The organism is Pseudomonas mandelii (assembly GCF_006438925.1).
GTDB lineage: Bacteria > Pseudomonadota > Gammaproteobacteria > Pseudomonadales > Pseudomonadaceae > Aquipseudomonas > Aquipseudomonas mandelii_C.
On record NZ_RCZA01000003.1, the window covers coordinates 350,153 to 373,274 of the forward strand.

General features: G+C 60.6%; 19 protein-coding genes. 8 read left to right on the forward strand and 11 right to left on the reverse strand.

The features are described 5' to 3' along the window. The first annotated feature begins 2 nt into the window (after positions 1 to 2). The 3 genes from dapE to EAH74_RS08725 all read left to right on the forward strand — a co-directional run bounded on the left by dapE (position 3) and on the right by EAH74_RS08725 (position 2,424). Entirely contained in the window at positions 3 to 1,154 is a 1,152-nt protein-coding gene (gene dapE, locus EAH74_RS08715) for a succinyl-diaminopimelate desuccinylase (protein WP_123365795.1), read from the forward strand. Beyond that, positions 1,154 to 1,963 (forward strand): putative RNA methyltransferase, encoded by an 810-nt coding sequence (locus EAH74_RS08720; RefSeq protein ID WP_140677667.1) that lies wholly within the window; start codon positions 1,154 to 1,156, stop codon positions 1,961 to 1,963. Before dapE ends, EAH74_RS08720 begins: the two co-directional genes overlap by 1 nt. Positions 1,964 to 2,046: 83 nt before the next feature. Beyond that, positions 2,047 to 2,424 (forward strand): hypothetical protein, encoded by a 378-nt coding sequence (locus EAH74_RS08725; RefSeq protein WP_074879738.1) that lies wholly within the window; start codon positions 2,047 to 2,049, stop codon positions 2,422 to 2,424. A 166-nt stretch (positions 2,425 to 2,590) separates the two neighbouring features. Here the strand turns inward: EAH74_RS08725 and EAH74_RS08730 are convergent, their stop codons facing one another. After that, positions 2,591 to 2,800 carry a cold-shock protein gene (locus EAH74_RS08730; RefSeq protein ID WP_008146705.1) on the reverse strand — a complete coding sequence of 70 codons (210 nt, stop codon included), beginning with the start codon at positions 2,798 to 2,800 and terminating at the stop codon, positions 2,591 to 2,593. A 163-nt stretch (positions 2,801 to 2,963) separates the two neighbouring features. Between EAH74_RS08730 and plsB the strand changes: the two genes are divergently transcribed. The 3 genes from plsB (at position 2,964) to EAH74_RS08745 (ending at position 6,700) form a co-directional block, all read left to right on the forward strand. Further along, positions 2,964 to 5,465 (forward strand): glycerol-3-phosphate 1-O-acyltransferase PlsB, encoded by a 2,502-nt coding sequence (gene plsB / locus EAH74_RS08735; RefSeq protein ID WP_140677669.1) that lies wholly within the window; start codon positions 2,964 to 2,966, stop codon positions 5,463 to 5,465. 116 nt (positions 5,466 to 5,581) lie between these two features. After that, positions 5,582 to 5,980, forward strand: coding sequence for a YbaY family lipoprotein (locus EAH74_RS08740; protein ID WP_140677671.1), 399 nt, complete (start codon positions 5,582 to 5,584; stop codon positions 5,978 to 5,980). 30 nt (positions 5,981 to 6,010) lie between these two features. Then, positions 6,011 to 6,700, forward strand: coding sequence for a DUF4197 domain-containing protein (locus EAH74_RS08745; protein WP_140677673.1), 690 nt, complete (start codon positions 6,011 to 6,013; stop codon positions 6,698 to 6,700). A gap of 1,803 nt (positions 6,701 to 8,503) precedes the next feature. On the opposite strand, the gene EAH74_RS08755 is transcribed toward EAH74_RS08745, so the two are convergent. Both EAH74_RS08755 and EAH74_RS08760 read right to left on the reverse strand, forming a co-directional pair. Then, a complete protein-coding gene (locus EAH74_RS08755) occupies positions 8,504 to 11,575 on the reverse strand; it encodes an efflux RND transporter permease subunit (RefSeq protein WP_140677675.1) in 3,072 nt (1,023 codons plus the stop codon). A 6-nt stretch (positions 11,576 to 11,581) separates the two neighbouring features. Then, the gene (locus EAH74_RS08760) at positions 11,582 to 12,682 is read right to left on the reverse strand and encodes an efflux RND transporter periplasmic adaptor subunit (protein WP_140677677.1); all 1,101 of its coding nucleotides are present in this window, start codon (positions 12,680 to 12,682) and stop codon (positions 11,582 to 11,584) included. Between the two features lie 93 nt (positions 12,683 to 12,775). Between EAH74_RS08760 and EAH74_RS08765 the strand changes: the two genes are divergently transcribed. After that, a complete protein-coding gene (locus tag EAH74_RS08765) occupies positions 12,776 to 13,420 on the forward strand; it encodes a TetR/AcrR family transcriptional regulator (RefSeq protein ID WP_140677679.1) in 645 nt (214 codons plus the stop codon). 118 nt (positions 13,421 to 13,538) lie between these two features. Here the strand turns inward: EAH74_RS08765 and EAH74_RS08770 are convergent, their stop codons facing one another. Beyond that, entirely contained in the window at positions 13,539 to 14,321 is a 783-nt protein-coding gene (locus tag EAH74_RS08770) for a class I SAM-dependent methyltransferase (protein ID WP_140677681.1), read from the reverse strand. A 93-nt stretch (positions 14,322 to 14,414) separates the two neighbouring features. Between EAH74_RS08770 and EAH74_RS08775 the strand changes: the two genes are divergently transcribed. Beyond that, positions 14,415 to 15,035, forward strand: coding sequence for an energy transducer TonB (locus tag EAH74_RS08775; RefSeq protein WP_123365787.1), 621 nt, complete (start codon positions 14,415 to 14,417; stop codon positions 15,033 to 15,035). A gap of 17 nt (positions 15,036 to 15,052) precedes the next feature. Here the strand turns inward: EAH74_RS08775 and EAH74_RS08780 are convergent, their stop codons facing one another. From EAH74_RS08780 to ppc, 7 genes are all read right to left on the reverse strand, one after another. Then, positions 15,053 to 15,748, reverse strand: a complete 696-nt coding sequence (locus EAH74_RS08780; protein ID WP_140677683.1) for an extensin family protein — start codon at positions 15,746 to 15,748, stop codon at positions 15,053 to 15,055. A gap of 2 nt (positions 15,749 to 15,750) precedes the next feature. Then, a complete protein-coding gene (locus EAH74_RS08785; RefSeq protein WP_123365785.1) occupies positions 15,751 to 16,572 on the reverse strand; it encodes an isocitrate lyase/PEP mutase family protein in 822 nt (273 codons plus the stop codon). A 33-nt stretch (positions 16,573 to 16,605) separates the two neighbouring features. After that, on the reverse strand, positions 16,606 to 17,466 hold the full coding sequence (locus EAH74_RS08790) for a DUF72 domain-containing protein (protein WP_140677685.1): 861 nt from the start codon (positions 17,464 to 17,466) through the stop codon (positions 16,606 to 16,608). Beyond that, on the reverse strand, positions 17,466 to 17,771 hold the full coding sequence (locus EAH74_RS08795; RefSeq protein ID WP_095128122.1) for a hypothetical protein: 306 nt from the start codon (positions 17,769 to 17,771) through the stop codon (positions 17,466 to 17,468). Before EAH74_RS08795 ends, EAH74_RS08790 begins: the two co-directional genes overlap by 1 nt. Positions 17,772 to 18,004: 233 nt before the next feature. Next, positions 18,005 to 18,679 carry a tRNA (adenosine(37)-N6)-threonylcarbamoyltransferase complex dimerization subunit type 1 TsaB gene (tsaB, locus tag EAH74_RS08800; RefSeq protein WP_140677687.1) on the reverse strand — a complete coding sequence of 225 codons (675 nt, stop codon included), beginning with the start codon at positions 18,677 to 18,679 and terminating at the stop codon, positions 18,005 to 18,007. 87 nt (positions 18,680 to 18,766) lie between these two features. Continuing rightward, positions 18,767 to 19,414: an adenylate kinase gene (gene adk / locus EAH74_RS08805; RefSeq protein WP_027924949.1), complete on the reverse strand. Its 648-nt coding sequence runs from the start codon at positions 19,412 to 19,414 to the stop codon at positions 18,767 to 18,769. A 289-nt stretch (positions 19,415 to 19,703) separates the two neighbouring features. After that, positions 19,704 to 22,334: a phosphoenolpyruvate carboxylase gene (ppc, locus tag EAH74_RS08810; RefSeq protein ID WP_140677689.1), complete on the reverse strand. Its 2,631-nt coding sequence runs from the start codon at positions 22,332 to 22,334 to the stop codon at positions 19,704 to 19,706. Positions 22,335 to 23,122 lie beyond the last annotated feature (788 nt).

Sequence of the window (23,122 nt, forward strand, 5' to 3'; positions counted from 1 at the left end):
CCATGACGGCCCACGCCGACCTTTCGCCGACCCTTCAACTCGCCATCGACCTGATCCGCCGTCCGTCCGTGACGCCGGTCGACGCCGATTGCCAGAAGCAGATGATGCAGCGCCTGGGCGATGCCGGTTTCGCGCTGGAACCGATGCGCATCGAAGATGTGGATAACTTCTGGGCGACCCACGGCAAACACGACGGCCCGGTGCTGTGCTTTGCCGGTCACACCGACGTGGTGCCGACCGGCCCGGTGACCGCCTGGCAAATCGACCCGTTCAACGCAGTTATCGACGAACACGGCATGCTCTGCGGCCGGGGCGCGGCGGATATGAAGGGCAGCCTCGCTTCCATGACCGTGGCGGCCGAGCGTTTTGTCACCGACTATCCGGATCACAAGGGCAAGGTCGCTTTCCTGATCACCAGCGACGAAGAAGGCCCGGCGCACCACGGCACCAAAGCGGTGATCGAACGCCTTGTCGCCCGTAAGGAGCGTCTGGACTGGTGCATCGTCGGCGAACCGTCGAGCACCACTCTGGTGGGCGATGTGGTCAAGAACGGCCGTCGCGGTTCCCTCGGCGCCAAGCTGACCGTGCGCGGTGTACAGGGCCATGTGGCCTATCCGCACCTGGCGAAAAACCCGATCCACCTCGCCGCCCCGGCACTGGCCGAACTGGCCGCCGAGCATTGGGACCACGGCAACGATTTCTTCCCGCCGACCAGCTTCCAGATCTCCAACGTGAACTCCGGCACTGGCGCGACCAACGTGATCCCGGGTGATCTGGTGGCGGTGTTCAACTTCCGCTTTTCCACTGAGTCCACCGTCGAAGGCCTGCAAAAGCGCGTCGCTGACATCCTCGACAAGCATGGCCTGGACTGGCACATCGACTGGGCGCTGTCCGGTCTGCCGTTCCTCACCGAGCCGGGTGCGTTGCTGGATGCCGTCGCGTCGAGCATCAAGGACGTGACCGGTCGCGAGACCAAAGCCTCCACCAGCGGTGGCACCTCCGACGGGCGCTTCATTGCGACCATGGGTACGCAGGTGGTTGAACTGGGCCCGGTCAACGCGACGATCCACCAGGTCAACGAGCGCGTGCTGGCTGCCGACCTCGATGTGCTGACCGAAATTTACTACCAGACCCTGATCAAGTTGCTCGCCTGATGCTCGCCTGCCCGATCTGCAGTGAACCGCTGAACGCGGTGGACAACGGCGTGGCCTGCCCCGCCGGGCATCGTTTCGACCGTGCGCGTCAGGGTTACCTGAACCTGTTGCCGGTGCAGCACAAGAACAGCCGCGAGCCTGGGGATAACCTGGCGATGGTCGAAGCCCGGCGCGATTTTTTGAACGCCGGCCATTACGCGCCGGTGGCCAAGCGTCTGGCCGAACTGGCGGCGCAATACGCGCCACAGCGCTGGCTGGACATCGGTTGTGGCGAGGGTTACTACACCGCGCAAATCGCCGAGGCCTTGCCGAACGCCGACGGTTACGCGCTGGATATTTCCCGGGAAGCCGTCAAACGCGCCTGCAAACGTAACCCGCAGTTGACCTGGTTGATCGCCAGCATGGCGCGGGTGCCGTTGGCCTCCGGCAGCTGCCAGTTTCTCGCCAGCGTCTTCAGCCCGCTGGACTGGGAGGAAGCCAAGCGCCTGCTCAGCCCCGGCGGTGGTTTGATGAAAGTCGGGCCGACCAGCGGCCATCTGATGGAATTGCGTGAGCGGCTTTACGACGAAGTGCGTGAATACACCGACGACAAGCATCTGGCCCTGGTGCCGGAAGGCATGACGCTGCAACACAGTGAAACCCTGGAATTTAAACTGACGCTGGAAAAGGGTCAGGACCGTGCGAACCTGTTGGCCATGACCCCTCACGGCTGGCGCGCCAGTGCTGAACGCCGAGCGGCAGTCATCGAACAGGTCGAGCCGTTCGAGGTCACTGTTTCAATGCGCTACGATTACTTCGTACTTCAATAAACTATAAATTTTTGGTCTTGAGCAACGGCTTGAGGCCGGCTAAATCCGCGAATGGATTTTTCAGACCCGCAGTGAGGACATCCATGCGCCAACCCGATATCGAGATTTACCTGAAAGACGCCGACGTCGACTACAAGGCCGTCGCGGCCTGGCTCGGCACTGCTTTGGGCCCATGCACCGACTGGGTTCAGAAAGGCCAGACCTATAAGTGCAAGGCCGGCAACGTGTCGGTCACCTGGTTGCCAAAAGCCGTGGGCAAATGGAACAGCCTGTTCCTGGACAGCGACCAGACCCCGTGGGAAGACGACATCGCCTGCGCCCGCGCAGCCTTTGCCGCATTGAACGTCGAAGTGCGTTGCGCACCGGGTAGCTGGGTCGAGGAAGAAGGTGAAGAGACAGCGGATCGCTGGATGCGCATCAGCGCCGATGGCGAAGAAGAAATCACCTGGAAAACGGCTTAAAGCCTGTTTTGTGTCGCTCACAAAACCGGTGGGCGACACCGATCAAATGTGGGAGCGAGCCTGCTCGCGAATGCGGTGAGTCATTCAACGTTGATGTCGACTGATACACCGCATTCGCGAGCAGGCTCGCTCCCACAGTAGTTTCGTGTGATCTGAAGGGTGTTGTTTACAAACCCACCACATCCTCAGCCTGCAAACCCTTCTCGCCGGTCACCACGCCGTATTCAACCTGCTGGCCTTCAGCCAACGAGCGATGCCCTTCGCCGCGAATCGCGCGGTAATGCACGAACACGTCCACCCCGTCCTCGCGCTGAATGAAGCCGTAGCCCTTGGCGTCGTTGAACCACTTCACATTGCCGGTTTCGCGCGTAGCCATGTCAGTACCCCCTTGTTTTTATTTTGAACGGCCGAGTATATGACAGCCGCCAAAACTCTCAACTCACTTTACTTAGCCGCTTTTTTGCCGATTTTCGGCGAATACGGCACACTACCGGCCACCCGAGCAAACGCTCGGTTTTATTCACTCATGCAGATCCCGAATGACCCGCTCCCCGTTCCGCCGTCTTGTGTTTGGCACCCTGCGCCGACTGTTGTACCTCTGGGTTCGTTCGGAGACGATCAATCAGTCGTCGTTCACCCTCAACCTCGACCGCAGCCGTCCGGTGTTCTACGTCCTGCAAAACCCTTCGCTGACCGACCTGGCCGTGGTCGATACCGAGTGCAGCAAGGCGGGCCTGCCGCGCCCGGTGTTGCCAGTATCGGTAGGTACGCTGGAGGAACCCGCGGCGTTCTTTTACCTGACGCCAGAGCCCGATTGGCTCGGCCGTCAGGATAAGCGTGGTGCACCGCCGACCTTGACTCGCCTGGTCAGCGCCCTGAGCCAGAACGCCGTCGAAGACGCGCAGATCATTCCGGTCAGCGTGTTCTGGGGTCAGTCGCCAGACAGCGAATCGAGCCCGTGGAAGTTGCTGTTCGCCGACAGCTGGGCGGTCACCGGGCGTCTGCGTCGGTTGCTGAGCATTATTGTGCTGGGGCGCAAAACCCGGGTGCAGTTCTCCGCGCCGATCCATTTGCGCGAACTGATCGACCACAACAAGGGCCACGAACGCACCGTGCGCATGGCCCAGCGGATTCTGCGGGTGCACTTCCGCAACCTGAAAGCGGCGGTGATCGGCCCGGACATTTCCCACCGCCGCAACCTGGTCAAAGGCTTGCTGAATCAACCACTGGTCAAGCAAGCGATCCTCGACGAAGCCGAGCGTGAAAACATCTCCCCGGAGAAAGCCAAGGCCCAAGCCCTGCGCTATGGCAACGAGATCGCCTCCGACTACACCTACACCGCCATTCGTTTTCTGGAAGTAGTGCTGAGCTGGTTCTGGAACAAGATCTACGACGGGATCAAGGTCAACCACATCGAAGGCGTGCAGAAAGTCGCGCAAGGTCACGAAGTGATCTACGTGCCGTGCCATCGCAGCCACATCGACTACCTGCTGCTGTCCTACTTGCTGTTCCGCAACGGCCTGACCCCACCGCACATCGCCGCCGGGATCAACCTCAACATGCCGGTGATCGGCAGCCTGCTGAGGCGTGGCGGTGCGTTCTTCATGCGCCGCACCTTCAAGGGCAACCCGCTCTACACCTCAGTGTTCAACGAATACCTGCACACTCTGTTTACCAAAGGCTTCCCGGTGGAGTACTTCGTCGAGGGCGGCCGTTCGCGCACCGGGCGCATGCTGCAACCAAAAACCGGGATGCTGGCGATCACCCTGCGCAGCTTCTTGCGTTCATCGCGCATGCCGATCGTGTTCATCCCGGTCTACATCGGCTACGAGCGTGTGCTGGAAGGCCGGACCTACCTCGGCGAACTGCGTGGCGCGAGCAAGAAGAAAGAATCGATCTTCGACATCTTCAAAGTCATCGGCGCGCTCAAGCAGCGTTTCGGTCAGGTGGCGGTGAACTTCGGCGAACCGATCAAATTGGCGGAATTCCTCGACAGCGAACAACCGGACTGGCGCCAGCAGGAACTCGGTCCGCAGTTCAAACCGGCCTGGCTCAACGAAACCACAAACCGCCTCGGCGAGAAAGTCGCGCAGCATCTGAACGAAGCGGCGGCGATCAACCCGGTCAACCTTGTGGCCCTGGCGTTGCTGTCCACCAGCCGACTGGCCCTGGACGATCGTGCGATGGCACGGGTGCTCGATCTGTACCTGGCGCTGTTGCGCAAGGTGCCGTATTCGCCGCACACCACGTTGCCGGAAGGTGACGGCCGCGCGCTGATCGAGCATGTGAAGGACATGGACCTGCTGTCCGAGCAGAGCGATGCCCTGGGCAAGATTCTGTATCTGGACGAGCAGAACGCCGTCCTGATGACCTACTACCGCAACAACGTTTTGCACATCTTCGCCTTGCCGGCGTTGCTGGCGAGCTTCTTCCAGAGCGCCTCGCGCATGAGCCGCGAACAGATCCTGCGCTACACCCGCGCGCTCTATCCGTACTTGCAATCGGAGTTGTTTATTCGCTGGTCGCTGGACGAGCTGGATGCGGTGATTGATCAATGGCTCGAAGCCTTCGTCGAGCAAGGTCTGCTGCGTTTCGAGAACGACGTCTACCTGCGTCCGGCACCGAGCTCGCGGCATTTCGTCCTGCTGACCCTGCTGTCGAAAAGCATCGCCCAGACCTTGCAGCGCTTTTACATGACGGTCTCGCTGCTGCTCAACAGCGGTCAGAACAGCATCAGCGCCGAAGAGCTGGAAGACTTGTGCACGGTCATGGCCCAGCGCCTGTCGATCCTCCATGGCCTCAACGCCCCGGAGTTCTTCGACAAGAGCCTGTTTCGCCACTTCATCCAGACGATGCTGGATCTGGATGTGCTCAAGCGAGACGAGGCCGGCAAGCTGAGCTATCACGAACTGCTCGGCGAACTGGCCGAAGGCGCGGCCAAGCGGGTGTTGCCAGCGGAGATTCGCTTGTCGATCCGTCAGGTCGCGTTGCATCGCAGTGAAGATGCGGCGGATCAGGTCGCCACACAGCCCGAGGCCTGATGAAATCCCTGTGGGAGCGAGCCTGCTCGCGAATGCGGTTTAACATTCAACATTTCAGTTGTCTGGCACACCGCTTTCGCGAGCAGGCTCATTCCCACATTAATTGGAGATCTGCGATGAAAAAACTCTCTTTATTGGCCATGACCACCCTGCTGGGCGCCTGTCAGTCGATGCAACCCGCCGCTAAAACCGCCCTCGATGGCGAAGTGTTCTACCTGCAACGCATTGCCCTGCCACCGAGTGCCACCTTAAGCGTCAGCTTGCAGGACGTGTCCCTGGCCGATGCGCCCGCCGTGGTCCTTGGCGAACAGAAAGGCCCGGTCAAAGGCCAGGTGCCGTTGCCGTTTCATCTGAGTTACGATCCAACGCAGGTCAAACCGGGCCATCGTTATTCGGTCAGCGCACGGATCGAAGTGAATGGCGAACTGATGTTCATCACCACCGAACATCACGCCGTGCAGCTGGATGGCAGCGATCCGCAGCCACTGAAAATCCGCGTCGACGCCGTCCGCTAATCTCTACTTTTTTTGAACAAGGAAGCTGCCATGCTCCGCCCTACCCTTCGCTTCGCCGGCCTGTGCGCAGGCTTGATGATCTCCGCCAGCGCCCTGGCGCTGTCGCTCAACGACCTGTCACAAAAAGACGCCACCGGCGGCCTGAAAGATGCCCTGACCCAAGGCGCGCAGCTGGCCGTGAAACAACTGGGCACGCCGGGCGGCTTCAGCAACAACCCGGACGTGAAAATCGAGCTGCCGGGCAAACTGGGCAAAGTCGCCAGCAAAATGAAACAGTTCGGCATGGGCGACCAGGTCGATCAGCTGGAAACCAGCATGAACAAAGCGGCTGAAACCGCCGTGACCCAAGCCCAGCCGATCCTGGTGGACGCGGTGAAGAAGATGAGCGTGGAAGATGCCAAGGGCATTCTCAGCGGCGGCAAGGACTCGGCCACTCAATACCTGAACAAAACCAGCCGCGAACAGATCCGCGTGAAGTTCCTGCCAATCGTCAAGCAAGCCACCGACCAGGTCGGCCTGGCCCAGCAATACAACTCGTTCGCCGGGCAAGCTGCGACGCTGGGTGTGGTGGATGCGAAGAGCGCCAACATCGAAAGCTACGTGACCGAGCAGGCGTTGAACGGTCTGTTCGAGATGATTGGTAAACAGGAAGAAACCATTCGCCAGAATCCTGCGGCGGCAGCGACGAGTTTGGCGAAGAAGGTGTTTGGAACGCTGTAGTTTTTGAGTGACTGAAACCCACAAAAAGCCCGCTGACCTTTACAGGTTCAGCGGGCTTTTTCGTTTGCCTGTTTTTCGCAGGGTTGAGCCAAATAGTGGTCCAGGATTACTTGACCAGATCAGCTTGCTCGCGAAAGTGGGGTATCAGGTGACTTCAATGCTGAATGTTAAACAGCCTTCGCGAGCAAGCCCGCTCCTACATTGAAACGGTGCACATCAGCAAAAATTGGTTGGCCGTCAGGCCGCCATCGCGAGCAGGCTCGCTCCCACAGTGGGATGGTGTGCATCTGCAAAAGATAGGTCCGCCGCCAGGCCGCCATCGCGAGCAGGCTCGCTCCCACAGGGGGATGGTGTGCATCTGCAAAAGATAGGTCGGCCGTCAGGCCGCCATCGCGAGCAGGCTCGCTCCCACAGTGGGATGGTGTGCATCTGCAAAAGATAGGTCGGCCGTCAGGCCGCCATCGCGAGCAGGCTCGCTCCCACAGGGGGATGGTGTGCATCTGCAAAAGATAGGTCGGCCGTCAGGCCGCCATCGCGAGCAGGCTCGCTCCCATAGGGGGATGGTGTGCATCTGCAAAAGATAGGTCGGCTGTCAGGCCGCCATCGCGAGCAGGCTCGCTCCCACAGTGGGATGGTGTGCATCTGCAAAAGATAGGTCGGCCGTCAGGCCGCCATCGCGAGCAGGCTCGCTCCCACAGTGGGATGGTGTGCATCTGCAAAAGATAGGTCGGCTGTCAGGCCGCCATCGCGAGCAGGCTCGCTCCCACAGGGGGATGGTGTGCATCTGCAAAAGATAGGTTGGCCGTCAGGCCGCCATCGCGAGCAGGCTCGCTCCCACAGTGGGATGGTGTGCATCTGCAAAAGATAGGTCGGCCGTCAGGCCGCCATCGCGAGCAGGCTCGCTCCCACAGTGGGATGGTGTGCATCTGCAAAAGATAGGTCGGCTGTCAGGCCGCCATCGCGAGCAGGCTCGCTCCCACAGTGGGATGGTGTGCATCTGCAAAAGATAGGTCCGCCGCCAGGCCGCCATCGCGAGCAGGCTCGCTCCCACAGGGGGATGGTGTGCATCTGCAAAAGATAGGTTGGCCGTCAGGCCGCCATCGCGAGCAGGCTCACTCCCACAGTGGGATGGTGTGCATCTGCAAAAGATAGGTCGGCTGTCAGGCCGCCATCGCGAGCAGGCTCGCTCCCACAGTGGGATGGTGTGCATCTGCAAAAGATAGGTCCGCCGCCAGGCCGCCATCGCGAGCAGGCTCGCTCCCACAGTGGGATGGTGTGCATCTGCAAAAGATAAGTTGGCCGTCAGGCCGCCATCGCGAGCAGGCTCGCTCCCACAGTGGGATGGTGTGCATCTGCAAAAGATAGGTTGGCCGTCAGGCCGCCATCGCGAGCAAGCCCGCTCCCACAATGGATCGGCATACAACCCCGCTTCTCACCACTCATCAGGCCGAGCGTTAGCTCGCCTGCAGCCCTTGATCTTGATCCACCCGCCCCTTCGGGAGGCTGAGTGGAGGCGTTCATCTGGGGGGAGGCGCGCAGCGCCGTTCGACGAAGTCGAACACATCGAGAGGAGGTCGAAGCGAAGCCGACCGGAGGCGATGCCCCCAGATGAATGCCGGAACGAAGGCACGCCGAGCCTAAGCGAGGGGCCGGACGCTCGGGGCGAGACCTTTGCTTCCTTTGGGGCGTTTGCCAAAGGGAGTCGCCGTAAGGGCGAAACCAATAGCGGCCGTTACCGCACAAACGGATATGTACACCAGCAACAAGAGCCTGGTCGGCCCGAAGGCCGCCAAGATCAAAAGATCAAACGGCCTCTTTCTTGACCCTGAACCACGCCGCATACAACGCCGGCAAAAACAGCAACGTCAACGCCGTCGCGACAATCAACCCGCCCATGATCGCCACCGCCATCGGCCCGAAAAACACGCTGCGCGACAGCGGAATCATCGCCAGCACCGCCGCGAGTGCAGTCAACACAATCGGCCGGAAGCGCCGCACCGTGGCTTCAATAATTGCCTGCCAAGGCTTAAGCCCCGAAGCAATGTCCTGCTCGATCTGGTCCACCAGAATCACCGAGTTACGCATGATCATCCCCGACAGCGCGATGGTCCCGAGCATGGCGACGAAACCGAACGGCTGACGGAACACCATCAGGAACAAGGTCACACCGATCAAACCCAAAGGCGCCGTCAGAAACACCATTACCGTGCGTGAGAAACTGCGCAGTTGCAGCATCAGTAACGTCAGCACCACCACGATGAAAAGCGGTACACCTGCCTTCACCGAGTTCTGCCCGCGAGCCGAGTCTTCCACAGTGCCGCCGACTTCCAGCAAGTAGCCGTCGGGTAGTTCGGCGCGAATCGGATCGAGGGTCGGCATGATCTGCTTCACCAGCGTTGCCGGTTGCTCCTTGCCGTAAATGTCGGCACGCACCGTCACGTTCGGCAAGCGGTTGCGGTGCCATATAATGCCTTCTTCGAAGCCGTATTCCAGGGTCGCAATCTGCGACAGTGCAACACTGCGGCCATTGTCGGTCGGCACCGCCAAGCTTGGCAGCAGCGACAGTTCGGTGCGTTCGTGCAATGTGCCGCGCAACAGAATCTCGATCAACTCGTTGTCTTCACGGTACTGGCTGACGCTGGAACCGGTCAGAGAGCTTTGCAGGAACTTCGACAGGTTTGCGGTGCTCACGCCAAGCGCCCGGGCGCGGTCCTGATCGACGTTCAGATAAACCACTTTGCTCGGTTCTTCCCAATCCAGATGAACGTTGACCACATGCGGGTTCTCGCGAACCTTGGCCGCGACTTTACGGGCCAGCGCGCGGACTTCCTCGATGTGCTCACCGGTGACCCGGAACTGCATCGGATAGCCAACCGGTGGCCCGTTCTCCAGACGTGTCACCCGCGCACGCAGGGCCGGGAATTGTTCCTTGAGGGCCTCGATCAGCCAGGTGCGCAGGACTTCGCGCTCCTCAATGGTTTTGGCCAGGACTACAAACTGCGCGAAGCTCGCTGCAGGAAGTTGTTGATCCAGCGGCAGGTAAAAACGCGGCGAACCGGTACCCACATAAGCGACATAGTTATCGATACCGGCGTGATCCTTGAGCAGTGCTTCGAGGCGTTTGACCTCATCGCGGGTGTTGCTCAACGAAGCGCCTTCCGCCAGTTTCAGATCGACCATCAATTCCAGACGACCCGATGCCGGGAAGAACTGTTGCGGCACGAAGCGAAACAGGATGACAGAACCGATAAACAACACGACCGTCAGGACAATGACCGTCTTGCGCCGCCTTACGCACCACTCCACCAAGCGTCTGACGCGCTGATAGAACGGAGTGCCATAAGGGTCGGGCTGGCCGTCGCCGGTGCCATGTTTGGCGGCATGAATCTTCGCCAGATCCGGCAGGAGTTTTTCCCCCAGATAAGGCACAAACACAACAGCAGCCACCCATGAGGCCAGCAACGCGATGGTCACCACCTGGAAGATCGAGCGCGTGTATTCACCCGTGCCCGATTGCGCAGTGGCAATCGGCAGGAAGCCGGCCGCGGTGATCAGCGTACCGGTGAGCATCGGGAATGCGGTGCTGGTCCAGGCGTAACTGGCGGCCTTGATCCGGTCGAAGCCCTGCTCCATTTTGATCGCCATCATTTCCACGGCGATGATCGCGTCGTCCACCAACAAACCCAGCGCCAGTACCAATGCCCCGAGGGAAATCTTGTGCAGGCCGATTCCCAGGTAATACATGCAGGCGAATGTCATCGCCAATACCAAAGGAATCGCCAGCGCTACCACCATGCCGGTGCGCACGCCGAGGGAGAAGAAACTCACCAGCAGGACGATTGCCAGCGCTTCCACCAGCACCTGAACAAATTCACCGACACTGCTTTTCACGGCGGCGGGCTGGTCAGAGACCTTGCGCAACTGCATACCGGCAGGGAGATTGTTCTGAATCCGGTCGAACTCGATTTCCAGCGCCTTGCCCAGCACCAGAATGTCACCACCGTCCTTCATGGCAACGGCCAGACCGATGGCGTTTTCCGCCATGAAGCGCATGCTCGGCGCCGGCGGATCGTTGAAACCACGGCGCACATCCGCCACATCGGCGATGCGAAACGTACGATCACCGACGCGGATCGGGAAATTCTTGATCTCTTCGACCGTCTGAAAATTCCCCGAGACGCGTAGCTGCAATCGCTCGCTGGAGGTCTCGAAGAACCCGGCGGTGGACACCGCATTCTGCTCTTCAAGGGCCTGCTGCACTGCCGACAAAGGTAGACCCAGGGTGGCGAGTTTGACGTTGGAGAGTTCGATCCAGATCTTCTCGTCCTGTAACCCGAGCAGATCGACCTTGCCCACATCCTTGACCCGTTGCAGCTGAATCTGCACGCGGTCGGCGTAGTCCTTGAGCACCGCGTAATCAAAACCTTCGCCTGTCAGGGCGTAGATATTGCCAAACGTTGTGCCGAACTCATCATTGAAGAATGGCCCCTGGATGCCCGGTGGCAGGGTCTGACGAATGTCGCTGATCTTCTTGCGAACCTGGTACCAGAGGTCCGGGATTTCCACCGAATGCATGGAATCGCGAGCGACGAACGTCACTTGGGATTCGCCCGGCCGGGAGAACGAAACGATGCGTTCGTACTCGCCGGTTTCCATCAGTTTCTTTTCAATACGCTCGGTAACCTGACGCGACACTTCCTGCGCCGTGGCCCCTGGCCAGTTGGTCCGAATCACCATGGCCTTGAAGGTGAACGGAGGGTCTTCACTTTGGCCGAGCTTGGTGTAGGACAGTGCGCCGACAATGGCCAGCAAAAGCATCAGGAACAGTACGATCTGGCGATTACGCAGCGCCCATTCGGAAAGATTGAAACCCATCGGGGATTACTCCTTGTCCGCCAGATTGACCACGCGATTGGAGCGATCCACCGGACGCACCTGCTGCCCTTCAAGCAGCACATGGACGCCAGCGGCCACCACCCAATCGCTGGCGTTCAGTCCTTCGAGTACCGGTACGGTTTTCTCGCCGAAGGCACCGACCCGGACCGGGGTTTTCTTCAAAGTGTTGTTGGCATTGACGACCCAGACGTAGGTCGCGCCGTTTTCCGCGGTCAGCGCGGAAAGCGGCACCGACAGCGGCACCACATCGGAGGTCTGAACGAACACCCGGGCACTCTGGCCGAGTTCAGCAGGAACCTTGCCGGCGGTGAAGGCGATGCGGGCGGCAAAGGTGCGCGATTTTGGATCGGCAGCGGGCGACAGCTCACGGATGCGCCCGGCGAAACGTTGGTCGGGTTGGGTCCAGAGTTCGACTGACACTGGCTGACCGACCTTGAAGCGGCCAAAGCTCTGCTCCGGCAAGCTGATCAACACTTCGCGCTCGCCATCGGTGGCGAGGGTAAATACAGTTTGCCCCGCCGCCACCACTTGCCCGACTTCAACCGCGCGTTTAGCCACCACGCCATCCTGCGGCGCACGCAGCACGGCGTAACTGGCCTGATTGGTCGATACGTTGAATTCGGCTTTGATTTGCTTGAGGCGTGCTTCACCGGATCGGTAAAGGTTTTCGGAATTGTCGTACTGCGAACGGCTGACCATCTGACGGTCCATCAGGGTCTTGTAGCGATCACGTTCGGCACGCACCAGGTTCAGGTTGGCCTCGGCAGCGGCGACCTGCGCACGGGTGGCTTCCAGTTGCAGGCGCACGTCCTGAGGATCGAGTTCCGCCAAAGGTTGGTCGGCCTTGACCCGCTGCCCCTCTTCGACCAGTCGTCGACTGACTTTACCGCCAATGCGAAACGCCAGTTCCGGCTCATACCGTGCGCGGACTTCACCGGGAAAACTTTCCATCGCCTGGGCCGAAGGCTCTGGCTGAACCACCATGGCCGGGCGAATGGTGACTGTAGGCGCCTCTTCGTGACCACACGCAGACAATAAAAACGCCAGGCTGACTGGCAACGCGAGGGGCAAGGCATAGCGGAACATGGTGAAGGACCTTTCGCTAATGGTGCTTTGAATAATTATACTGCGCAGTATGTTATTAATAGCAAACTCACCAGTCCAGTAATAAAAGCGCATATGCCTAACAATCTTTCAGTACCCAACGGCCCGGGCCGTCCCAAGGATCTGGCCAAACGCCAGGCGATCCTCGATGCGGCGAAAATTCTGTTTCTGAGCAAGGGTTATGCGAATACCAGCATGGACGCCGTCGCGGCCGAGGCCGGCGTGTCGAAGCTGACGGTCTACAGCCATTTCAACGATAAGGAGACGCTGTTCTCCGCCGCCGTGATGGCCAAGTGCGAAGAGCAATTGCCGACGTTGTTTTTCGAATTGCTGGACGGCACTGCCGTAGAAACGGTGCTGTTGAACATCGCACGCGGCTTTCATCAACTGATCAACAGCGACGAATCGGTCAACCTGCATCGGCTGATGATGACGTTAGGTAGCCAGGACCCGAAACTCTCGCTGATCTTCTTCGAGGCCGGGCCTGAGCGCATGCTGCAGGGCATGGAACGGTTGCTGACCAAGGTTGATCACAGCGGCGCGTTAAGCATCGACAAACCGCGCAATGCGGCCGAGCATTTCTTCTGCCTGCTCAAGGGGGCGGGGAATTTCAGGCTGCTTTATGGCTGCGGCGAGCCGCTGACCAGGGATGCGGCCGAGAGCCATGTGCAGGAAGTGGTGGAATTGTTTATGCGGGCGTATCGGCCTGAGTCAGCCTGATAGGTTTCGGTTGTCCGGTCTGGCCCCTTCGCGAGCAGGCTCGCTCCCACACTGGATCTATGCAACACCGTAGATCCCCTGTGGGAGCGAGCCTGCTCGCGAAGGGCGCGACGCGGTCTTAAGGCTTGAGCGCTTTCTTCGGATAAATGTCATACCGGCTGGATTTACCATCCAGCGCATGACTCGGTTTCGGCCCTTCAATGCACGGCGCCTTGCGCGGGCGCTTGACCACCACTCGATGGCTGGCCAACGCCAACGCCGCTTCGAGCAGTGCAGGCGCATCCGGGTCATCGCCTACCAGCGGCCGGAACAGGCGCATTTCCTTCTTCACCAAGGCCGTTTTCTCACGATGGGGAAACATCGGGTCGAGGTAGATCACCTGGGGCGGCTCGCCTTCCCAATTGCGCATCACCTCGATCGAATTGCCCTTGAGCAAGTGCATCCGCGCCACGATCGGCGCCACGTCAAAGTCTTCCGCGCCGCGTGCCAAGCCATCTTCAAGCAACGCGCCAATCAGCGGCTGACGCTCGATCAGGCTCATCTCGCAGCCCAGGCTCGCCAGCACGAACGCATCTTTGCCCAACCCCGCCGTGGCATCCAGCACGCGCGGACGCACGCCTTGGGCAACCCCGACAGCCTTGGCGATCATCTGACCGCTACCGCCGCCGTACAAGCGGCGATGGGCCGCACCGCCCTCGACAAAGTCCACCCGCACCGGCCCCGGCGCGTCCGGGCCCAATTGCTGAAGCTGCAAACCCTGGTCGCCGACCTGCAAGGCGAACTCACCGTCATCCACCTGCATCGGCAAACCCAGGCGCTCGGCCCACTGTTCGGCCTGTGGCTGAAAAGTCGCGGCCAGGGCCTCGACATGGATGCGGCAGGCCGCAGGTTGCTCAATCATTGGAAAATACGCTCAAAAAATTAATGATCGGCAAAAACGGCCGATAACAAAACTATCGAGCATTTTGCCAGAGCTGAGCGTCGACCGAGAGAAATGTCAGACATTCAACGCACATCGATAGGCTACATTTCGCGACACGGCGATTTTGGTCTACGAAACTCCCAAGCACTGAGCGGCGTCAGTCACCTGTGGCAGGATTTTTTTGCCCAGGCCCTGGCCGATCAGTCGGGCGATGTCGTACCGGCCTCTCTCAACTTTCCACCGGTCGATCTCGACAGCCCGGTCGAACCCACCGTTGGCAGCGAACTGCTGGCGCACATCATTTCCCAGCGCGAATGCGATGTGAAAGAAACCGAGGTCCGCCCGCCCGAGCCACTGTTCCTGCCGATTGCCGAGTTCGACATGGACCTGGCCGACAAACCTTTCCCACCGTTCCCGGCACAAGAAATCGTCGCTCAACAGAAGCAACAGGACTTCGAAAGCCGCTGGGTCCGCCCGATCGTGCTCACCGCCGGTCAGCCTGTACCGGAAGCAGGTCCGGCACCACAACCGCGTCCGCTGCACCTGCCGATCGCCGAATTCGAACTCGATCTGCTGGACAAGCCATTCCCGCCGTTCTCGCCCGAAGAGCTGGTGGAGCAACAGAAACAACTCGACTTCGATAACGGCTGGGCTCGCCCGATCGTCCTGCAGAACCTGCGCATCGCCGCCTGACCTTCAATAACAGGCCTTCAGCGACACACCCACCACGGCCCGACATCCACATGAAAGTGATTGCGATGGGCGGCGTTGTAGTCCGGACTCAAGACCACACTGAACATGTCGCAGGCGCCATCGCGGACCTGACGTAAAAACTGTGCGTCCTGATTATCCTTCGGCCAATCCTTGAGCACGTTGATGGAGCGGCCATCGGCCAAGCGAAAACCGGCGATATCCAGCGCATCGGCGCTGGCATGCTGGCTGCGTCTGCCATTTTCGCGACTGTAGACGTTGCGACAGGCAAAGCTGCCGAGATGGTCGACCCGCGTTACCGCTTGGCCGTAGACCGCTTGCGCCGCGGGTTGCAGGGCGTGGCGTTCGAACAAGGCGAACGACACCGCCAGGCGGCAACTGGCGAGGAAACTGCTGCTCAGCGCCACCTCGCCGCCTTGCACACGCAACGTATTGATCAACGGGCACGTCGCGTCGGGGCTGTCGGCCTGATGGGTTACGCTCAATCCAGAGCTGCTCAGGGCTTGATCGCACAACTGCGGATCATCGCTCAGGCGCATCAGTTTGTAGCGGGTCAGAAAATTGGGCACGGCCTTCACGTCCAGCGGTGCCCAGGGATTCCACTGCGCCGGCAGTGAGATCCAGCCGCGCCAGACGCTCACGGCCGCCGTGCCGATGATCAACAGCATCAACAGCAGCCACCACCGAAACCGCATCGTCAGCCTTTGAACAATTGATTGGCCTGGGCGTACGGCATGGACCGCGACGTGAACCCGAACGTGCCCGACGTCTTGATCTCCTCGGCCGCGCGGAAAAACTCGCCATAGGCTGCCAAGGCCAGAGCCGAACCGACGCTGATGCGTTTGACGCCCATTTCGCTCAACTGCTCGACCGTCAGTTTCAGTCCGCCAGACATCAACACATTCACCGGTTTCGGCGCCACGGCACGGACCACCGCCAACACATCTTCAGCACTGCGCAGCCCTGGCGCATAAAGCACGTCGGCACCCGCTTCGGCAAACGCCTGCAAGCGGCGAATGGTATCGGCGAGATCAGGATTGCCGTGCAGAAAGTTCTCCGCGCGCGCGGTCAACATAAAGGGAAACGGCAAGCTGCGAGCGGCTGCCACCGCAGCCTCGATGCGCGCGACGGCATGCTCGAAGCAGTAGATCGGCGCGTCTTCACGGCCGGTGGCATCTTCGATAGAACCGCCGACCGCACCGGCCTCTGCCGCACGCAAAATACTCTGTGCGCATTCGGCGGGATCGTCAGCGAAGCCATTTTCCAGATCGACGGCGACGGGTAGATCTGTTGCCGCAACAATCGCCCGAACGTTTGCCAGGGTGTCGTCCAGCGTCAGCGCGCCATCGGGGCGTGCGTTGGAAAAGGCGTATCCGGCACTGGTGGTCGCCAGCGCCTCGAAACCAAGGCTGGCGAGCATCTTCGCCGAGCCGGCGTCCCAAGGGTTGGGAATGACAAAAGCCCCCGCGCGTTCGTGCAGTGCTTTAAACGCTTGGGCTCGAAGGGTTTGCGCATCCATTGGCAGGCTCCTGAAAAGGGCAGGGAATCCGCTTCAGAGCAGGCCAAGTTGCTCGGCAGCGGGCTCTCTGTATAGCTCAGGCAGCGGCGGCAGGCCAGGCAAACGCAGCATCAGTTTTGCGTGAAAACGTTGCGCCAGTTTAGCGGCCAGCAGGTTGTCGGCGGTGTGCAGGAAGATATAAGGCGTACGACCCTCTTCGATCCACGCGGCGATTTTCTCGACCCACGGCAGCAGGAACGGGTCGTTGGCCTCAAGCTGCGGATGGCCGATGAAGCGCACCTGCGGACATTGTGTGAAGGCGGCCGGACGGGGCGGCACCCTGGGCTTTTTCGATTGGGCGTGAAGGACCGAGGGATCGGTCGATGTGCAGCTGAACAGCGCGCGAGGATCGAGGCAGATACGCTCGACACCGCGATCCAGTAGCAGGCGATTGAGCATTCTCTCGGCATCGCCCTTGGCGAAGAACTCGTCATGCCGCACTTCAACCGCCAGAGGCCGGTCCACCGCATCAATAAAACCGGCCAGTTCAGGCAATCGTTGCGGCGTGAAGCTTTTCGACAGTTGCAGCCACAGCGGTGAAACCCGTTCGCCGAGGGGGCTGAGCAATTGCAGGAAGGTGTCGGCAGCGGTCAATTGTTCGCGCAGGTCACCGCTGTGGCTGATGTCGCCAGGGAACTTGGCGGTGAAGCGAAAGTGTTCGGGCATGGTTTCCGCCCAACGCTGCACGGTGGTCGCAGCCGGGCTCGCGTAGAAGGTCGTATTGCCTTCCACGGCGTTAAACACTTGGGAATAGAGATTCAGAAATTCAGCGGGTTTGGCGTCTTGCGGATACAGGTAGTCGCGCCAGGCGTTTTCACTCCAGGACGGACAGCCCAGGTAGTAAGGCAGCCGCATCAGATGTACAGGTCGAGGCCCAGCACATCCGAATCCCAATCGACAAAACCGGCGGTGCTCAGGTAGCTGGCCAGGGCCTTTGCGACACTGTTGCTCATGGCACGGTGATAAAGCATGTCTTGTTGACGGGCGGGGAGATTACTCAAGCGTTGCGCAGAGGCTTTGGCGGCGCGAGCGGCCATTTGCTCTTCGGATGGAATTTCCAGCTCGCCGTCGATATCGACGTAGTCGTCATCCGCCACAGGGCCTTTGCGAGGCTTGCGCTTGATGGGGTAGGACTGAGAAGGAACGCCGTCTATACGCATGAGTACATGTCCGGTATCAATGATGGCAGTTTAGTGGCGCATAGCCCACTTCGCAAACCGCCGAGTGATAACTAGAACACAGAAAATGGAAAAGGTTTAAAAGCGAAGGGTATAAAACGACGATTGGCTACATTCGTTAGATCGCCTTCGCGAGCAGGCTCGCTCCCACAGGTTTTGCGCTAACCCGTGTGGGAGCGAGCCTGCTCGCGATAGGACCGACTCGGTCTCGGAAATTAACGCGCTTTGGGAGTGGCCACTTTATCGCGCAAGTACACCGGCTGAGCCTCATCAGCCACGATCGCCTCACCACGCGCCCAGGCAAAACGCGCCAGGGTCAGCAGATCCTCAGCGTGAGGCAGCATGCCCGCATCCTGTCCGGTCAGGCTGACGGCGATTCGCTCGGCATATCCCCAGCCAGTGCCGGCGCCAAACCACGCACCGCTGGCGTCAGCCGGCAACGCGGCCACTTCCGGCGGCAGCACCGCTTCATTGCCGACCAGCCGCATCTCCCCCGCCGTTTCGCGGTAGCAACCCCAATACACTTCGTCCATGCGCGCATCGATGGCGGCCGCAACCTGGCTCACGCCATGTTCGCGATAGGCCCGCTGCGCCAGCACGGCCAGGTTCGATACTGGCAACACCGGACGCTCCAGCGCAAATGCCAGCCCCTGCACCACGCCGATGGCGATCCGCACACCGGTGAACGCACCCGGACCACGTCCGAAAGCGATGGCATCGACCGCTTGCAGGGTGGTCCCGGCATCCGCCAGCAACTGCTGAATCATCGGCAGCAGCTTTTGCGCATGCAGGCGCGGGATCACCTCGTAATGGCTCGTGACTTTTCCGTCATGCAGCAAGGCAACGGAGCAAGCTTCAGTCGCGGTGTCCAGGGCCAGCAAGGTGCTCATCGATGTTTCCGTAAGAGAGGTCAGAAAAAGTGCGCCAGTATAAACAACTACGGCCCGCAAGCGGGCCGTAGAAGATGAAGCGTTTTTTTAGCTCAGTGCTTCAAGCACTTTGCCGGTGATCGCTTCAACCGAGCCAACACCTTCGACGTGGCTGTACTTCGGTTTGCCTTGAGCGGCGGACAGCTCCTGGTAAAACTTCACCAGAGGCTCGGTCTGGGCGTGGTAGACCGACAGGCGATGACGCACGGTTTCTTCAGTGTCGTCTTTGCGCTGCACCAGCTCGTCGCCGGTGATGTCGTCTTTACCGGCAATTTTTGGCGGGTTGTAGACGATGTGGTACACGCGGCCGCTGGCCTCATGAACACGACGGCCAGCGATACGCTGAACGATGTCTTCGTCTTTAACGTCGATTTCCAACACGTGGTCCAGTTCGACGCCGGCCTTCACCAGGGCTTCAGCCTGAGGAATGGTGCGAGGGAAACCGTCGAACAGGAAACCGTTGGCGCAATCGGCCTGGCTGATGCGTTCCTTGACCAGGTTGATGATCAGGTCATCGGAAACCAGACCACCGCTGTCCATGACGCTCTTGGCGATCAGGCCCAGCTCGGTGCCGGCCTTGACCGCGGCACGCAGCATGTCGCCGGTGGAGATTTGCGGGATACCGAATTTTTCGGTGATGAACTTAGCCTGAGTACCTTTACCGGCCCCGGGAGCTCCCAGCAGAATGACGCGCATCGATGTGCTCCTCAATTTTTTATATAGATAACGTCAGATTCGCCTCGTGGGGCCAATCTCAAAAAAAGGGTCGTGACCGCCCAAACGGTCAAAGGCTGATCAAGATACACAGCAGGCCCGGACCACACAAGCCGCCGAAAGTCGGAGAAACCCGCGCCTGATGTGGCCTTTCGTCGGGGTCCCCCTAGTCGCAACCCCATCACTAACTGTCGCCTGGCAGCACTTTTCAACCCCTCGCCCACAGGCAACTCGACGCTCGCGCCGAGTGCCTTGCCCCACGACGAAAACCTTAGCCGGTATTACGCAAACCGGCGGCAATCCCCGCCACAGACACCAGCAGCGCCTGTTCTACCGGGCTGCCCTGCGCCACTTCCTGTTGTCGCGAACGCGCCAACAACTCGGCCTGCAATAGATGAAGAGGGTCGAGGTAAGTGTTGCGCAAGCGGATGAATTCAAGCGTGGCTGGGCTATGTGCCAGTAGCTGCGACTGACCGGTCAGCCCCAGGACCACCGAGCAGGCCTGCGACAATAGGTCGCGTAAATGCGCACCTAAAGGGAGCAGATCCGGCTCGACCAAACGCTCATCGTAAGACCGGGCGATATCGGCATCGGCCTTGGCCAACACCATTTCCAGCATATCGATGCGCGTGCGGAAGAACGGCCACTGCTCACGCATCTGCCCCAGCAGCTCACCTTCGCCGCGCTCCAGTGCCTTGCTCAGCGCCGCTTCCCAGCCGAGCCAGGCCGGCAACATCAGACGCGTCTGGGTCCAGCCGAAGATCCACGGGATCGCCCGCAGGCTTTCAATCCCGCCGGCGCGGCGCTTGGCCGGGCGACTGCCCAGCGGCAAGCGTCCCAGTTCCTGCTCCGGAGTGGACTGGCGGAAATACTCGACGAATTGCGGATTTTCCCGCACCACGGCGCGATAAGCGCTAACACCATCCGCAGCCAATTCGTCCATCAAATGGCGCCAGGCAGGCTCCGGTGGTGGTGGCGGCAGCAAGGTCGCTTCCAACACCGCTGCCAGGTACAGATTGAGGTTTTGCTCGGCGATGTCCGGCAGGCCGAATTTGAAACGAATCATTTCCCCCTGCTCGGTGGTACGGAAACGCCCCGCCACCGAACCCGGCGGCTGCGACAGAATCGCCGCGTGTGCCGGGCCGCCACCGCGCCCCACGGTGCCACCGCGACCGTGAAACAACAGCAGTTCCACTTGTTGCTCGCGGCAGATGTCGACCAAGCGCTCCTGCGCCCGATACTGTGCCCAGGCCGCCGCCGTCGTGCCGGCGTCCTTGGCCGAGTCGGAGTAGCCAATCATCACTTCCTGCGGCCCTTGCAGGCGCGAGCGATAACCGGGCAGCAGCAACAGTTTTTCGATCACCGGGCCGGCGTTGTCGAGGTCGGCAAGGGTTTCGAACAGCGGCACCACACGCATCGGCCGCAACACGCCAGACTCTTTGAGCAGCAGTTGCACGGCCAGCACGTCGGAAGCGGCGCCGGCCATGGAGATCACATAAGAACCGAGCGATGCGCCCGGTGCGGCAGCGATTTCCCGGCAGGTCGCCAACACTTCAGCGGTGTCGGCCGATGGCTTGAAGTACGCCGGCAGTAACGGCCGGCGGTTGTTCAGTTCGCGCATCAGGAAGGCGATGCGCTCTTCCTCGCTCCAGTCCTCATAGCGCCCCAGGCCCAGGTAATCGGTGATCTCGGTCATGGCCGCGGTGTGTCGCGTCGAGTCCTGACGCACATCGAGCCGCACCAGGAACAGCCCGAATGTCACCGCCCGGCGCAGGCAATCGAGCAGCGGCCCATCAGCGATCACGCCCATGCCGCACTCATGCAGCGAGTGGAAGCACAGCTCCAGCGGATCAAGCAGCTCGCGGTTGTTTTGCAACACATCGGCGGGTGCCGGCGTGGTCTGCGTCAAGGAGGCATGAGCCCAGTTACGCGTCGCGCGCAGGCGTTCACGCAACTGTTTTAGCACCGCGCGGTAAGGTTCGGCGCTGTCCCCGGCCTTCGCCTTCAAGTCATCGCTGGCCTGCTGCATCGACAACTCGGCCGCCAGGTGATCGACATCGCGCAGGTACAAGTCCGCGGCCATCCACCGCGCCAGAAGCAAGACTTCACGGGTTACGGCGGCGGTCACGTTGGGGTTGCCGTCACGGTCGCCGCCCATCCACGAGGCAAAGCGAATCGGCGCGGCCTCCAGTGGGAGGTGCAGACCAGTGGCGTCATGCAGGGCTTTATCAGCCTTGCGCAAATAGTTGGGAATCGCCTGCCACAGCGAATGCTCGATCACCGCGAAGCCCCATTTGGCTTCATCCACGGGGGTTGGGCGGGTGCGACGGATTTCTTCGGTGTGCCAGGCTTCGGCGATCAGGCGCTGCAACTTGGTCTGGATCTGCTCGCGTTCGGCAGTGGTCAGGTCGCGATGGTCCTGGGCGGCCAGTTGCGCGGCAATGGCGTCGTACTTCTGGATCAGCGTGCGGCGCGCGACTTCGGTCGGGTGCGCGGTGAGGACCAGTTCAATCTCCAGCCTCCCCAGTTGCCGGGCCAGTGATTCGGCGCCATGACCTTCAGCACTCAGGCGGGCGAGCAGTTCCGGCAGTACCCGCGCTTCGAACGGCGCAGGCTGTGACTCTTCGCGACGGTGAATCAGCTGATATTGCTCGGCGATATTGGCCAGGTTGAGAAACTGGTTGAACGCCCGCGCCACCGGCAGCAACTCTTCTTCGCTCAATTGGTTGAGGCTGGCGCTCAGTTCAGCGTCCATTGAACCGCGACGGTCGGCCTTGGCGCCCTTGCGGATCTGCTCGATCTTGTCGAGAAAACCGTCCCCGTACTGTTCACGAATGGTGTTGCCCAACAGCTCACCCAACAGGTGAACATCCTCGCGCAAGCGTGCATCAATATCGGTCATCAGCAGTTCTCCAGCGAAAATCCGGGGGTGCTTCGTCGTTAGAGAGTGCCGCTGTAAAGCGGTTCTTACAAGCGGACGACGATGGGAATGCTGTTCGCCCGAGAAAGTTTTGGGATTGGGGATTGGGATTGCTGGGGGCATATCCGTTTCTGCGGTGGTGGCTGCTGGCGGTTTCGCTTTTACAGCGAGTCACTTGGAAAAGCCCCAAGTAACCAAGGGCTCTTGCCCCGCCATTCGGTGCCTCGCCTAGGCTCGGCATGCCCTCACTCCGGCATTGCTCCGGGGGCCCGCCGCCATCGGCCATCCATGGCCGGGGGCGGCTACCGCGGCATCCTTGCCGCGGTGCCCCCTGCGCAATACCTGCGTTCGGCCTCTGGGAAAGGGGCAACAGATCAAAATCAAATGCCACAGCCGCAGCCACAGCAAGATCAAAAGATCGCAGCCTCGTTTCACTCGACAGCTCCTACCGGGGGGGGGTGTACGCACGCTCCTCACCACTCAACAGGCCGAGCGTTAGCTCGCCTGCAGCTTTTGATCTTGATGCACCGCCGCCTCGAGAGGCCGAGTGGAGGTTCTGCGCAGTGGGCAACCCGGCATGGATGCCGGGTTAGCCGCCCCCGGCCATGGATGGCCGATGGCGGCGGGCCCACGGAGCAGGACCGGAGCGAGGGCATGCCGAGCCTGGGCGAGGCACCGAACGTCAGGGGCAAGAGCCCTTGGTTACTTGGGGCTTTTCCAAGTGACTCGCTGTAAAAGCGAAACCGCCAGCAGCCATCACCGAAGAAACG